Raw genomic sequence first — 14,580 nt, forward strand, 5'->3', positions numbered from 1 at the left:
TTCTATATTCAACAACATTATTTTCTATAAAATTTCGATTTCAAAACTAAGTTCTGCTTCTTGACCTGCTGGCAAAAGTCGAACTTGCTTTTTATATTCCAAATAATCACTCTCTTCAAGGGAAGTGGATAAACCAGACCAAGGCTCTAAAGCGATAAAAGGTCCTTTATTTGGTGTTGTCCAGATAATCAAGTTTGAAAAATCTGGAAAATGAAGGCTTACTCCTTTTTCGTGCTTTTTAGAGCGGAGGATCACCCTTCTTGATTGTAAGCAATCTAAGGTGATGGCATCCTTTTGGAAGAGATCGTAATCGAGATTTAGGATTTTCTCTTGCTGTAAGAAAGGTGTCCGATCAAAGACGTTTAGCAAGCCTGTCTCTGGATAGGATTTAGGAATACTACAGGTCTCTTCTTGTTCGAATTCCAGGTAGTAATCTTCAAATCCTTCATCCGCCAGTAACGGACAATTAAATCCTGGATGGCCACCAACGAAAAAGGGCATGACTCCTTCCTCACCAAGATGGTGAACCCGATAGGTTACTTGAATCTTCTTACCAAGTAATTGATAAGAAATTTCTAATCTGAAATGATAGGGATATTGCTGATACATTTCTTCCGTATCTTCTATCCCAAAAGTCACCCGATCTTCTGTTTGCTCTACCAGCTCAAAGTTTTTCTTGCGAACCAGCCCGTGGCGAGGGATCTTCCCAACACCTTGAGGGCGATACATGGTTGTATCATTTCGAACCGAACCACAGATAGGAAAGAGAACTGGGGCTTGGCCACTCCAATACTGAGCATCACCCTGCCAAAGATATTCGATACCTTCCTGATCCTTGATAGAGGTCAGCTCACCACCTAACTCCTTGAAACAAACTTCCAGATCATTATTTTTTAAAGCTATCCTCATATTTCACTCCTTAGCATGTTATTTTAGAGAAAAAACTAGGCTACCCCTCCATGTCTGGAAAATTGATACCCTAGTTTTATCAAGTTACATATTTAGGAGCGGATTATTTTGCATTTGCTGCGTATTCTTCGTTACGTTTGATCATTTGTTTTCTGTACCATGCAAAGATTCCAACGTAGAATGCTAAGAAGGCAACAACACCAATAATCAATTTAATATCACCAGTTGTTGCATTACCGATTGTCCAACCAAGCAATTTTTCAACAGGTCCTTCAAGAGTTGAGTGAGTGATCAATTGAGCTTTGTCAACTCCTTCTGGAAAGGCTTTTACACTTTTCGCCAATTCAGTAGCGAATGGTGCGATAAGAGTACCTGAAAGAAGGAAGAGTGGCAACAAGAGTGTTCCAAACACGATCATACGGATCAATTTACCACGTGTTACAACCAACAAAGCTGGAGTCACACCCATAGCGATGATCCCTGCAAGTGGCAAGATACCATTTCCGACTTTAGAAAGAAGCACTGCTTCGATCAACATGATTGGTGCAAGTACGTTTGCACAAGCCCAGATTTCTGCACGACCAGCGATAAATGGCCAGTCCAAACCGATATTGAATTTACGTCCTTGAAGACGTTTAGTAGCAACGTTTGTAATACCTTGTGACAATGGTTCTACCGCTGCGATGAACCAAGAACCGATCAATGAGAACAATTCCAAGCAGACACCGGCAGTCAAACCAAGGCTCAACCAACCTTTAATAACCAATTCCCAAGTTTTAGCATCAGCTACATCAGCAACTGGATGTGGAGTACCCATGATACCGATGACGATACCAAGAAGGAAACCGATGAAGAATTTAGATCCCCAGAAACCAATTTTCTTGTTCAATTTAGCTGCGTCAAAGTCGTATTTGTCAAGACCTGGGAAGAATTTGTCAAAGATTTTATCCAAAACCATGATGATTGGGTTCATCATGTAGTTCATGTGAGTTGAAGTCATAGGTGATGAACTTGGTGCATTCAACAAATCGTCAAATGTTGGTTTCATCAAGTCTGAGTTGATGATTTTCATAATCCCTACAAGAACAACTGCAAGAGTGGCAACTAAGAGGGAAACTCCTGCGCTAACTCCATTTTTATCCGCATACCATTTAATCAAAAGACCTGTGATAGACAAGTGCCAGATATCAAAGATATCGACATCAAGTGTATCTGTTTTCTTCATTGCAAGCATGACAATGTTGACAACCAACATAACTAGCAAGAAGTAAAGTGTCCAGGCAGACCCCCAAGTGATGGTCGCAAGTGGTGCCCAACCAACGTCTGTGATATTCAATTGAATACCAGTGTTCTCAACGAATTTTGCAAGAGACGCTGAGAAAGCGCCATTCAACATACCGATGATTGCACCGATACCTGTAAGGGCGATGGCAAGTTTAATACCACCTTCAAGCGCTTTGGAGAATTTCACTCCAAACAAAAGTGCCAATAGAGTTAGGACGATCAACATGATGATCGGTGCACCCATATCTAGAATGGGTTTGAAAAACTTATTGGCAAAATCGATAATGCCATTCATAATAAATCCTCCCGATTTATATTTTTATATTTTACAAAATTAAGAATGTCAGCAATTCCAGGCATAGGAACCGCTTACAAAATACAGATAAACGAATTAGCTTAAACCGTGTTCTTTGATGGCTGCTTCGATATTGTCATATACCGGAGCGCTCATAGCTGGAATACGGAATAAGATTGGACCAGCTTCAACTACTGGAATACCAGGATCAAAGCCTAAATCTGTTGCAGCGATTGGTGTAAAGATATCATAACCTTTAATCAAATCTTCATTCACATCTTTTACCATTACCGCATCACATTGTACATCATATCCACGGTTTGAAAGCTCTTCTTCTAGAGCGCTTTTGATTTGGTGGCTTGAGTTAACCCCTGCACCACAGGCAGCTAAAATTTTAATCATTTGAATGACCTCCATTATAAATATTTTTAATTTTTACTATTAAGCAATCGCTTCTGTGATATAGCGATATAAGTCTTCTTCAGTTTCCAATTTCGACATGTTTTCAAGATTTCCATTTGTCGTAAAGAAATCCATCAAATGCGCCAAAATGTTTGTTTGGCTGGAACTAGAATTGTTAATGATGAAGAATAAAAGAGAAACTTCTACTTCTTTATCAGGTGCGATCATATTGTGGAAGGTTACCGGATTTTTCAATCGAACAACTACAATATTCTCTGTTAGGTTATGGATGATATCCGTATGAGGAATCGCTACATTCGGAAGATCCTTTCCTAGAAATTCCATATCCAAGCCAGTAGGGAACGATTTCTCTCTCTCTTTTAATGCAGCTCGATAAGAATCTGTCACAATCTGACGTTCTTCCAATAAAGTTGCAACCTGGTCAAACAATTCTTCTTGATTCGCAACATCTAGGCAAAAGACTAATTCCCGATTAAACAGTTGATTTAATCCCATCTTTTCACCCCTTCCACTTTTAAAATATCTTTTAATTACATGATAAGTATATCACTATATGAATGCGCTGTCAATTACAATATGTAATTTTTTGTTCTTTTTTGTTTATTTTTTATAGATTTATTTATAACCCCTCCCCTATTAAAGGATATAAAAAAGACCAGAATCTGCTTGAATCCTGGCCGTTTAGCTGTTTCTTTTCTAATTTTTACAAAATTTTTGTATAAGAATTGTATTTTTCTCGCACCTTATTAGAGATAGAATGATCGGTAATCACCGCATCTAAATCATCTAGACGGTAAAAAGCATAGAAAGAATAGCTGTCAAACTTACTGTTATCTGCTACTACATACTTTTCAATGGCATTGTTAAGAATAATTTTATTACCATTTCCTTCTTCTTCGTTTGCAGTCATTGCTGTATGACCGTCGATTCCATTTACCCCGATAAAGGCTTTCGAAACCTTAATTTCCTTTAAGAGCTTATTAGCAAACTGCCCTACAAAGGTCTGTGTCTTGACCCTATATCGACCTCCCACTAGGATAATGTCATAATTGGGTTGATCTTTTAATTTTTCAAAAATAGGTAGGGAATTGGTGACAATACTGACATGTTTCCCTTCAAGATAATCGCCAATAAAATCCGTAGTGGTTCCAGCCCCAATAAAAATTGTATCGCCTTCATCGATTAAAGCCGCACATTTTTGAGCAATCTCCCTTTTCTCTTCCACGTTCAACATGTTCTTTTCTGTATGAGAGACTTCTGTCAGACTATCCTTGATTTTTCGATGGGCCCCTCCATGAACACGAACCAATAGGTCTTGCTCCTCTAAGTCCATCAAATCCCGTCGAATTGTCATATCCGTTACACCCAAGAGATCACTTAGATCCTTAACAGAGACCACTTCATTTTTATCCAACTCTTGTAAGATTGCTACATGTCTACTCTCTTTCATATGACGTCCTACTTTCCTATTTCTGCTTTCATTATACTATAATGGTGAACATTTTCAATAAGAAACAAACATTTTGACGATTTTTTTCTATATTAATCACTTATTTTGTTGATCGTTTTTGTGAATTGATCATTTTTTTGTTCACTTTTTTAAAAAAAGTAGATTTTTTTTAGCAAATCTGTTGACAGGACTTATAAAAAGTTGTATTCTTAATATGTTAACAGAATTGATAGCGCTACCACATAGTGATAGCAAACGTTTTGTTTACGAATTTCGGTCTCCTTATAAATATACAAGGGTAAACAACTGTTTACCCTTGTATTTTTTATTTATCTCCTTTGTTCCGAATCACAAAGCCTGTTTTCTTCTCGCTTGAAGTATTACGAGGTTTTTTATGATCCTTACGGTAACGCTTCTCTTTGTCAAAACGATCATTGGAACGACCACCCTTTCGGTAGTCATCACGACGACCATTGCCACGACGATCACGATCTCGACGGTCATCACCACGACGTCCACCGCGACCAGACTTGCCTTTTCCGCCAAATCCACCACCAGATGGTTTAAATGGTAATGGTTTTTCACGCGCAATTTCAACTTCTGGAAGACTATCTGGATCCTGAACCGTCAAGCTAAGGATGTACATGGCCAATTCTTCTGGGCTGAATTCTGCAGCCAATTTACGAGCATCCTTTGCAAATTTGTCGAAGTTACCTCGAATAGCTTCATCCGCAAAGTCACGTTCAATTTTCTTGAGTGCAACCTGTTTCTTAGCTTGGAAGGCTTCTTCTGCTGTCGCAGGTTTCAAGCCCTTCATGCGTTTCTTGGTCAAGTTTTCGATGATTTGGAGGTAACCCATCTCATTTGGTGCTACGAAAGTAATCGATTGACCTGACTTCCCAGCACGACCTGTACGGCCAATACGGTGAACATAGCTCTCAGGGTCTTGTGGGATATCATAGTTGTAGACATGGGTTACACCTGAGATATCCAATCCACGAGCCGCTACGTCTGTTGCTACGAGGACATCCAGATTGCCATTTTTGAAATCACGAAGGACTCGAAGACGTTTGTTTTGGTCAAGGTCTCCATGAATCCCTTCTGCACGGAAACCACGGATCTTCAGACCACGAGTCAACTCATCTACACGGCGTTTGGTACGACCAAATACGATCGCAAGCTCTGGTTGCTCCACGTCCATGAGACGAGTCATGGTGTCAAATTTTTCTTGTTCCTTAACTCGGATATAGTACTGATCTACCAGTTCTGTTGTCAACTCTTTAGCCGCAATCTTCACATGCTCAGGGTCTTTCATAAATTGAACCCCAATGCGTTTGATAGCTTCAGGCATGGTTGCTGAAAAGAGTAAGGTTTGACGATTTTCTGGGACACGAGAGATGATGGCTTCAATATCCTCAAGGAAGCCCATGTTGAGCATCTCATCTGCTTCGTCCAGGATGAGGGTTTCAATGTCTTGTAATTTCAAGGCCTTGCGTTTGATCAAGTCTAGGAGACGACCAGGCGTTCCAACTACGATATGAGCACCTGATTTAAGCGCCTTGATTTGTTTTTCGATACTTGAACCACCATAAACAGAACGGACTTTTACACCCTTGCTTCGACCAAAGCGGAAAAGTTCTTCCTGACTTTGTACAGCTAGTTCACGGGTTGGTGCAATGACCAAAGCTTGAATGGTCGCTTCTTCGGTACGAATTTTTTCAAGGGTTGGCAAGCCAAAGGCTGCAGTTTTCCCTGTACCTGTTTGAGCTTGTCCGATAACATCTTTTCCTTCAAGAGCCAAAGGAATAGTTTGCTCTTGGATAGGACTTGCTTCTACAAATCCTGCTTTTTCGATTTCTGCTAACAAATCAGCAGAAAGATTAAATTCATTAAATTTCACGTTTTTCTTCTTTCTAAAGATGGTGCGAAGCCATCCTATAGCGCTTAGTTTATACTTTTCTTGTCATGACGTACTTTCAGTTTTCATGAAAGACCGTGTTGCTTCTTTTCCACTAAAGAAAAGTACTGCTTTTTTGCAACCTATCTAGTATACCATAGACCAGGTTTAAAAGATAGTAAAACGAAACAGGTTGAAAAGTTTTTATTAGGTAAACCCTTACAAAGATTCTCTTTCCACCTTCGAATGATTTTTGCGTCCCTTTCCAATTTCTTTTTTAAATTTGCAATAATAAAAAGGACTAAAAAGTCTCTTCTTTCATTTGAAGCACCTCACAAAAACAGCGTTACAATAGGCTTTCTAAAAATTTTTACGCATAAATAATCCCCTTTTATTTTGGGATTATTTCCTTGATTTTTAAAATAAAAATATGTATAATGATTCTAGTATTTAGGTTATTTCAGTATCATTAAAATGCTTCATTCATTTAACTGATTCAACGATTCAATCCAATTATAAATTGTTTATAATCCACTCAGTACTTTTAAATCTACTCCTACTATTTCCAAGAAGATTTTGTACAGTCGATCACTTGTATCAAAACTGCCTCTTCTTCTTAGGGGAGGCAGAATTAAAAATGAAGGTTTTTCTGAAATAGCCAAGATACGAAAGAGGTAAGGAATTTCTTCCCTACCTCTCTTTTTTTATCGTTTATGAGCAATCCAGCGCAAGATTCGTGATAAAATCAACCACAAGACGAAGCTAGCGGTCGAAATATAAATCCAGGCATTGGGTTCATTGGTAAAGGGCAATGGAACGTTCATTCCAAAGAAACCAGTGACAACTGCTAAGACCGCCAAGAGGGCTTCTATGATGGTCAAGGTTGTCAAATTATCATTCAGATTGTTATTCAGAATATTATTGTAGGAGCTAGACAATTGCTGCAAGACCTGAGAGTTTAACTCTGTCATGGAGACCAACTGCCGGGCCTCGATCATGGCATCATCAAACTGTTCTTTTTCCACATCATCTAATTGACGATAGATCAGGTGGGCCTTGATATGTTCAAGCAACATACGATTTTGCTTGGCCGCAGATACCAGATAGACCATACCCGTTTCCAAGTCAGAAAGAGCATAAAGGTTCTTACTGGTCGTGGTTTTTCGCAAGAGACGATTGATTTCGTCCTTATGTTTATCCAGACGCTCAATAATCGGATAATAAGCATTACTAATCATCTCAAGGCCTGCAAACAAGAGTTTAAAGGTGGATAAACTTTCATGAGCATCAACATAGCGTTCCATTTGTGCAATAATATAGGCGTTGTCTCGGTTACTAATAGTTACAAGACGTGGCCCCTGGACAATGAAAGTCATTGGAATCGTTTCATAATATTCCTTTTCCTTTTCCATGTCCAAGACATTATAAATAAAAGTCACAGTTCCATTTTCACGGTTGTAATCCATGTGGGCACGTTCATTTTTATCCAATGCATATTCAATGGTTTCTTGATCAATACCATACTTTTGGTACAACTGGGATGTTTCTGCAATCAAGTCAGAATCAATATTAATCCAACTCCGACCATCTCCTAACTTTTTTTCAACGAACATTTCGTTTCCTCTTTACCTTATCTACCAGTACTCCTACCCGATTATCCGAAATCGCTAGATGAGTCCTGTCCTCATTCACTGATCAACGCAATACAGCGGCTGCTAAGGCCTGCTGGATCTCGATAACACTATTATCACTCTTAAATTGAAGTGTTTCTGATGGTTCTACAGCTGATGAAACCCAAATTTTTAATTCTGCATCCAAATCAAAATGACCAGATGTTTCTACTGAAAACCGTGAAATGGAACGATAGGGGAGGGATTTATAAGACGTTTTCTTCCCTGTCATTCCTTGCTTGTCCACCAAAATCAGACGGTACTCCGTAAAGACAATCAAGTCACGAATCAAACTAAAAGCCAGAGTTACTTGCTCACCTGGAACCAGGATATCCCCTAAATCTTTTTCAACCTTATCGACGTCTTTTTGAGAAGCATTGCCCATCAAACCTGCAAAAATACCCATAATTTTTTCCTCCACAACTTGTGCATTTTCTATCTTAATAACTATACCATATTTTTTACGAGTTAAAAAGTTGCGGGAACGTTTTTTTGATAGTATAATGAGAGAGTCACAAGAGGAGCAATTGCTGAGATTGGCTAACTTGGATACCAGAGGTGTTCGTTGCTGGCCTAAACTCTTACCACCTGATCAGGTTAGGACCTGCGTAGGGATGTGTTTCAAAACAGAATGAAATAGAGAACTTCTATGACAACGTTTTGATGTGGCAACAAATGAGCCAATCAAAACGATTGGTATAGGAGGTTTTTTTATGTCGAAAACTACGATTCGACCAATGATTGAGGTTGCTCTTTTAGCGACCATTGCTTATATTTTGGATTTGGTTACTCAACCCATGTCCTTAGGTCCTTGGATTTCTCTATCTTTTAAGATGGTTCCCATCTTTCTCCTCAGTTTCCGCTGGGGCGTTAAGGCTGGTGCCATGGGGGGATTCCTCTGGGGACTGTTGCAAGTCGTAACTGGGGAAGCAGCTGGTGGTTGGTTGACTCCAATCCAAGGTTTCTTAGAGTATTTTGTAGCCTTCAGTTTGATTGGACTGAGTGGAACTGTCAAACCTGCCCTTGATAAGGCTATCAGAGATAAAAAACGAGTTCAGACACTCACATATATTACTGCCGGAGTCGTCTTGGGTGGTTTTGCACGCTACCTCATTCACTATATTGCAGGTGTCATCTTCTGGGGAAGCTATGCTCCAGCTGGCCAAAGTGCCTACATTTATTCTCTTGTTGTGAATAGTTCGTCCTTCTTAGGGGAAACCATTGCTAGCCTCATTGTCTTCTTTATCTTACAAGAATTTTTGGGAAGACTCCTTATTACAGAACAATAAAAACCAGCTCGCTTGAGCTGGCTTTTTTAATTTATATATTCTATTCCCAAAGTGAACCAAGAGACTAGTTAGCTACGCCGCTTTCTAACTTTTAGATTACGACACTTAGTTTTAAAAATCGATTCCATTTGTAAAACTAAGTTAGTGAGGCAGTTAGGCAAGTCTTATAGGACTTGCCGTAGTCTACTTAAATTGCTTTGCAATCAAGTAGACTTACTGAATCACATCTTTTCTTCCAACTCCACATCCGGATACTTGTCCGCAAACCAGCGGAGGGCAAAGTCATTTTCGAAAAGGAAGACAGGTTGATCAAAGCGGTCTTTAGCCAAGATATTTCGACTTGAAGACATACGTTCATCTAAATCTTCTGGTTTGATCCAACGGACGGTCTTTTTACCCATTGGGCTCATAACGACTTCTGCATTGTACTCATTTTCCATCCGGTGTTTAAAGACCTCAAACTGCAATTGACCAACAGCTCCAAGCATGTATTCACCCGTTTGGTAGTTGGTATAAAGCTGAATAGCTCCTTCTTGCACCAATTGCTCGATTCCCTTATGGAAGGACTTTTGCTTCATGACATTCTTGGCAGATACCTTCATGAAGATTTCAGGTGTAAAGGTTGGCAGTGGTTCAAATTCAAACTTATTTTTCCCAACTGTCAAAGTATCTCCAACCTGGTAGGTACCGGTATCGTAAACCCCGATGATGTCTCCTGCTACAGCATTGGTGACATTTTCACGGCTCTCCGCCATAAACTGGGTGACATTCGATAACTTAGCACCCTTACCAGTACGAGGGAGGTTGACACTCATCCCACGTTCAAATTCACCAGATACGATCCGCACAAAGGCAATCCGGTCACGGTGACGAGGATCCATGTTGGCCTGAATCTTAAAGACAAATCCTGAGAAATCCTTATCATAAGGATCGACAAGTTCTCCATCTGTCTTCTTGTGGCCGTGTGGCTCCGGAGCAAACTTGAGGAAGGTTTCCAAGAAAGTCTGCACCCCAAAGTTAGTAAGAGCTGAACCAAAGAAGACAGGAGTCAATTCACCCGCAAGGATGGCTTCTTCTGAGAATTCATTCCCAGCTTCTTGCAAGAGTTCGATATCATCTTTTACTTGCTCATAGAAGGGGTTGTTGGCAAAAAGCTTGTCTCCGTCTTCTAGACTTGCAAAGCGTTCGTCTCCTTTATAGAGTTCCAAACGTTGGTTATAAAGGTCATAGAGTCCCTCAAAGGCTTTCCCCATCCCAATCGGCCAGTTCATCGGGTAACTTGCGATGCCCAAGACCTCTTCCAATTCTTGCAAGAGATCCAGTGGCTCGCGACCGTCACGGTCCAGCTTGTTCATAAAGGTAAAGACTGGAATGCCACGGTGTTTGACAACCTCAAATAATTTCTTGGTTTGAGCCTCGATACCCTTGGCAGAGTCCACCACCATGACCGCAGCATCTACTGCCATCAAGGTCCGATAGGTATCTTCTGAGAAGTCCTCGTGCCCTGGGGTATCAAGGATATTGACCCGTTTGCCATCATAGTCGAACTGCATCACAGATGAGGTTACTGAAATCCCACGTTGCTTCTCGATATCCATCCAGTCAGACTTAGCAAAGTTTCCTGTTTTCTTCCCTTTTACGGTACCGGCTTCCCGAATCTCTCCCCCAAAGTAGAGCAACTGCTCTGTAATCGTCGTTTTACCAGCATCCGGGTGGGAGATAATGGCAAAGGTACGGCGTTTTTTAATTTCGTCAGTTATTGTCATTCTTTCATCCTCAGTTATTTTTTAAAAGCATATTTTTTAGTAAGTAGGATCCTTCTACATTGGTTCTCTCCTTTTACCTTAACTAACCTATTATAGCGGAAATAGAGCCTTTTTTCAATCATCAGTGTATTTACAAATTAAAAAGCCTGAGTGAGAACTGTATTTGTTCTACATCCCAGACTTCATTAAGAAACAAGTGCTATTAGAAGGCCCCAAATCCTCCACCACCACCTCCATCAGAGAAACCACCGCCGTCAAAGCCACCACTGCCATCTGAGGAGTTAATAGAGAAGTTTGAAACACTGTAGGAATCAGCTGCATAGCTCATTAAGGTAGACCCGTCTAGGAAGGAATTTGGAGAGGATGTGAGCCAAACAAGAGCATCCCAGTCTTCATATGGCAAGGGAATCTGATAATTTTGGAGTACCTGACTCACTTTTTTAGCTTGACCATACATAGTTGCATAGACTAAGATACGATTCCATAGGACGATACTTTCAAGTTCTGCTTGGTTGAAATTTGGAATACTTTCAATCATATTTCTAAAAGCCATCCATTGGAATTGCGAATCCAAGTTCTCTAAGGATTGTAGATGATCTTCACGGATTTTCACAACAATATAAAATGGAATGAATAACAGAACCAAAAGTAAAATGATCCAAAAATAGAATGAAGATAGGTGTGAACCAAATCCAAATGTTAAGAAACACATGCTCACAAATAAGATCAGTAAGAGCCAAAAGTGTAAGGCACAGCCTGTTTTTGAAAAAGCTTCTTCTTTCTCAGTTAAGTCTCTAAAATAAGAGGGCAATCCTAATTTCGCAATCTCCTTGTCAACACCTTTTGACAATTGCTGGGCATCTTTTTTTAAAAGCGATTGAACATCACTTCCGACCTTTCGAATGCGATCTCGTTGTGCCTCTGTTTTAGCAGCCCGAAAATCTTTTTTTAGAGCTACTTGATTAATTTTATATTTTGAGAATACCTCGCTGATATTGATTTCCGTTTCTTGATCAAAGATCATGTCAATAAACTTCAATTCAAAATCAGCCAAGCCTTCATGGTGAAGACAGGTCAACCTTTCCCCGTTTTCATCCCTAGTCAAACGAAGATTTCCTCGGTCAATGAGATCTAACATTGTTGCTTGAATGAGATGGTTAAATTTTAATTGACCTTTCTCTCTAAATATCACCATTTGTTCAAAATCAAGTTGATACAGCGCCTTAGCTAGAACTAATGGTGGTAAATTCTGTGGTGGTTCGTATAATCTTACTCCTTTTACAATCCGACGATTTCTGGTACTGATCATATAGCGAATCCATGGAATAAAAGCTAGGACAAATAAAAGAATCGATACAATTGGCACGACTCTGAGAAACAGTGTCTTGTAGATGAATGTTTTTTGTTGAATGGATCTCTCTTTTTTTAGGAATTTATCTTTTCCATTTTCTTTTTTTATCTTATTAGATTGGCCTCGACGCAGAGCTTCTGTCATGGGCCAGTATGCGTGGAGTTCCAATTTTCCATTCTTTGGGAAGTTCCGTAACTGAATGTGATAGCCAGTCGCAGTCCGGTCAATCTGGGCTGGTGGATTAAAATAACCGGTATGAGCATACAATTCTCCCTGCTTGGCATCCAAACCATCCACATAAAAATCTAATTTCGCGATATCCTCATCCCCATCTGAAAGAGGGAACCAATTGAGCTCCGCTATATCGGAATACAGGTCTAGAATATGATCAATCTTCCATACAACCTTGATGGTAACTTTGCCTCCAACAATCCTCGAATTGTAGATTTTTAATAGACGACCATCTCCGAGATCCGATTCTTCTACACGAATATCTCGTTTTTCCCCGTCCACATAAGCTTCAACTTGAGGATTTTCATGGATTTTAAATCCTTTAGGAAGGGGATCTGCATTCCCTAAAGTTACATACTGACCATTGTAGCCCGTATGAAAATCATAGGTAATCTCTTGAGTGAATGTTGCCTGGCTATCTTCCTGCAAATGGAGGTGTCCTACATAGGACTCAATCGAATACTGAACGTCATCCTCTGCCTGAGCCGGACTAACTGTACAAAATAAGCCACACAAGATACAAATGACTAGTAAAAACCTCTTCATTTCAAACTCCTATTAACTAAAAGAAGGTTGAGACTGATTGTCTCAACCTCCTTCAACTTTTTATCGACTGACTCTTTTTCTAACAGGTCTGCGACTGAAAAATACATTAAAGAGAAGCAAGGCTGCTGCTAGGATGCTGGAAACCACGACATAATTCACCAAGAGACTATCCCCTTTGATAATTGGTGGTCGCGCCATGAGTCCATAATTGCCTCCAGTGACTTGGTTGACCCCGACTAGAAATAAATCGAGGACGAAAGTATAAAGAACAATTTCTCGATTTTTTAAAAGGCTCGAATCATACCATCTCAAGAGATAAATCAAGGAATTAACCAAGAGACAGTAATGCCCTAAGAGAAAAGAAAAGCTCGTAATATGAGGGAAGGTATAGGGATCAAAGACCGGATAACCCAAGGCAAAGATCGCCCCACTGACTCCCATCAAGGCAAAGAACTGCTTGCTCTTCCATCGGTCTGGTAACAGCAAGACAGCAAACATGGCCAAACGGCAATGGTACAAGGGTAAACTATTGGACCAGGGAAGTTGAAAAGCAAAATACCAGATATAGAGACAGATCAATTGAAAAATTTGTAAGTTTCGAAAGATCTTTCGAAATTGTTCATTTTGAAAGTAACGTAATGAAGCCCAAACTGCCATTAGGATTAAAAGAACCATGACCCCATACCAGAGGAGCGGTATAACAGGTGGTGCAGTGGATTCAGTTGTAAAAAAATGATGCATAGGATCTCCTTATTAAACGGATTCAGATGTTCTTTTTCTTTTCTTACTGGACTTAAAGATTGAATTGATCAGGATAAGGGTCCCTGTCATCAGGATGGTCACGATCAAATAGTTGAGCACAAGTCCATGATCACCAAGTACAGGAGGACGACGCATAAAGCCATAATTTCCACCTGTTACAAGATTTGCGAGCTGAATAATAGCATTAACCCCAAAAGTCATCTGACAGATTTTCCAGGCATCCCTTGCTTCCACCTGGTAGGATTGGACCAGATAGATCAAGCAATTGGCCAAGAGGGCCCAGTGACCAAAGACATTGTTGATCGAGGATACGTGAGGAAAAGGATAGGGATAAAAGACGGGATAAACCAAGGCCATGATAGATCCAAAGACTCCTACCAGGGCAAAATACTGCTTGAACCTTCCCTTGGGAGCCAAGAGAATGATCCACATGGCCATCCGGCTATGGTAGAAGGGAAGACTCTCTGAAATAGGCAAATGTGCTGCAATATACCAAGAGTTGATAATCAGCAACTGGACCAACTGTCCCCAATACCAAAAATTTTGATAGGCTTTGGAAGAGGCTAATCGAATAGACAGAAGCCCCACCACTACCAATGATGTCGGCAACAAGAAATACCAAGCCCCCAATTGAGGAGGAGCCGTTGGTTGACTAGTGAAAAATAAATCCCAAAGTGGCATGATTTCCTAACCTCAGCTCATTTATT

At 40.1% G+C, this 14,580-nt stretch carries 13 protein-coding genes and 1 riboswitch; of the genes, 1 reads left to right on the forward strand and 12 read right to left on the reverse strand.

The genetic code is table 11. The annotated features are described in order from the left end of the window. Positions 1 to 24: 24 nt before the first annotated feature. The 8 genes from EAI95_RS03890 to EAI95_RS03925 form a co-directional block, all read right to left on the reverse strand. Complete coding sequence (locus EAI95_RS03890; protein ID WP_048715588.1) at positions 25 to 909, reverse strand: aldose 1-epimerase family protein; 885 nt, start codon at positions 907 to 909, stop codon at positions 25 to 27. 103 nt (positions 910 to 1,012) lie between these two features. Next, positions 1,013 to 2,488 (reverse strand): PTS galactitol transporter subunit IIC, encoded by a 1,476-nt coding sequence (locus EAI95_RS03895; RefSeq protein ID WP_023026582.1) that lies wholly within the window; start codon positions 2,486 to 2,488, stop codon positions 1,013 to 1,015. Positions 2,489 to 2,584: 96 nt separating this feature from the next. After that, a complete protein-coding gene (locus EAI95_RS03900) occupies positions 2,585 to 2,890 on the reverse strand; it encodes a PTS sugar transporter subunit IIB (protein WP_006148587.1) in 306 nt (101 codons plus the stop codon). A 39-nt stretch (positions 2,891 to 2,929) separates the two neighbouring features. After that, positions 2,930 to 3,406, reverse strand: a complete 477-nt coding sequence (locus tag EAI95_RS03905) for a PTS sugar transporter subunit IIA (RefSeq protein WP_048689142.1) — start codon at positions 3,404 to 3,406, stop codon at positions 2,930 to 2,932. Between the two features lie 208 nt (positions 3,407 to 3,614). Further along, positions 3,615 to 4,361: a DeoR/GlpR family DNA-binding transcription regulator gene (locus EAI95_RS03910; RefSeq protein ID WP_129268758.1), complete on the reverse strand. Its 747-nt coding sequence runs from the start codon at positions 4,359 to 4,361 to the stop codon at positions 3,615 to 3,617. 325 nt (positions 4,362 to 4,686) lie between these two features. Continuing rightward, positions 4,687 to 6,261 (reverse strand): DEAD/DEAH box helicase, encoded by a 1,575-nt coding sequence (locus tag EAI95_RS03915; RefSeq protein WP_048689137.1) that lies wholly within the window; start codon positions 6,259 to 6,261, stop codon positions 4,687 to 4,689. 701 nt (positions 6,262 to 6,962) lie between these two features. Continuing rightward, a complete protein-coding gene (locus EAI95_RS03920) occupies positions 6,963 to 7,871 on the reverse strand; it encodes a magnesium transporter CorA family protein (protein ID WP_129822244.1) in 909 nt (302 codons plus the stop codon). Positions 7,872 to 7,953: 82 nt separating this feature from the next. Further along, on the reverse strand, positions 7,954 to 8,334 hold the full coding sequence (locus tag EAI95_RS03925; RefSeq protein WP_006596927.1) for a PH domain-containing protein: 381 nt from the start codon (positions 8,332 to 8,334) through the stop codon (positions 7,954 to 7,956). 101 nt (positions 8,335 to 8,435) lie between these two features. Continuing rightward, positions 8,436 to 8,560, forward strand: a riboswitch (TPP riboswitch). Between the two features lie 81 nt (positions 8,561 to 8,641). Here EAI95_RS03925 and thiT point away from each other — a divergent pair. Further along, the gene (gene thiT / locus EAI95_RS03930) at positions 8,642 to 9,217 is read left to right on the forward strand and encodes an energy-coupled thiamine transporter ThiT (protein ID WP_129822245.1); all 576 of its coding nucleotides are present in this window, start codon (positions 8,642 to 8,644) and stop codon (positions 9,215 to 9,217) included. 221 nt (positions 9,218 to 9,438) lie between these two features. On the opposite strand, the gene EAI95_RS03935 is transcribed toward thiT, so the two are convergent. The 4 genes from EAI95_RS03935 to EAI95_RS03950 all read right to left on the reverse strand — a co-directional run bounded on the left by EAI95_RS03935 (position 9,439) and on the right by EAI95_RS03950 (position 14,554). Further along, positions 9,439 to 10,983, reverse strand: coding sequence for a peptide chain release factor 3 (locus EAI95_RS03935; RefSeq protein ID WP_129822246.1), 1,545 nt, complete (start codon positions 10,981 to 10,983; stop codon positions 9,439 to 9,441). A 202-nt stretch (positions 10,984 to 11,185) separates the two neighbouring features. Next, positions 11,186 to 13,111, reverse strand: coding sequence for a DUF2207 domain-containing protein (locus tag EAI95_RS03940; protein ID WP_129822247.1), 1,926 nt, complete (start codon positions 13,109 to 13,111; stop codon positions 11,186 to 11,188). A 60-nt stretch (positions 13,112 to 13,171) separates the two neighbouring features. Further along, a complete protein-coding gene (locus EAI95_RS03945; protein WP_129822248.1) occupies positions 13,172 to 13,852 on the reverse strand; it encodes a TIGR02206 family membrane protein in 681 nt (226 codons plus the stop codon). Between the two features lie 12 nt (positions 13,853 to 13,864). Beyond that, positions 13,865 to 14,554: a TIGR02206 family membrane protein gene (locus tag EAI95_RS03950; protein WP_129822249.1), complete on the reverse strand. Its 690-nt coding sequence runs from the start codon at positions 14,552 to 14,554 to the stop codon at positions 13,865 to 13,867. Positions 14,555 to 14,580: the final 26 nt, after the last annotated feature.

It is taken from the genome of Streptococcus sp. bf_0095 (assembly GCF_004166885.1).
Lineage (GTDB): Bacteria > Bacillota > Bacilli > Lactobacillales > Streptococcaceae > Streptococcus.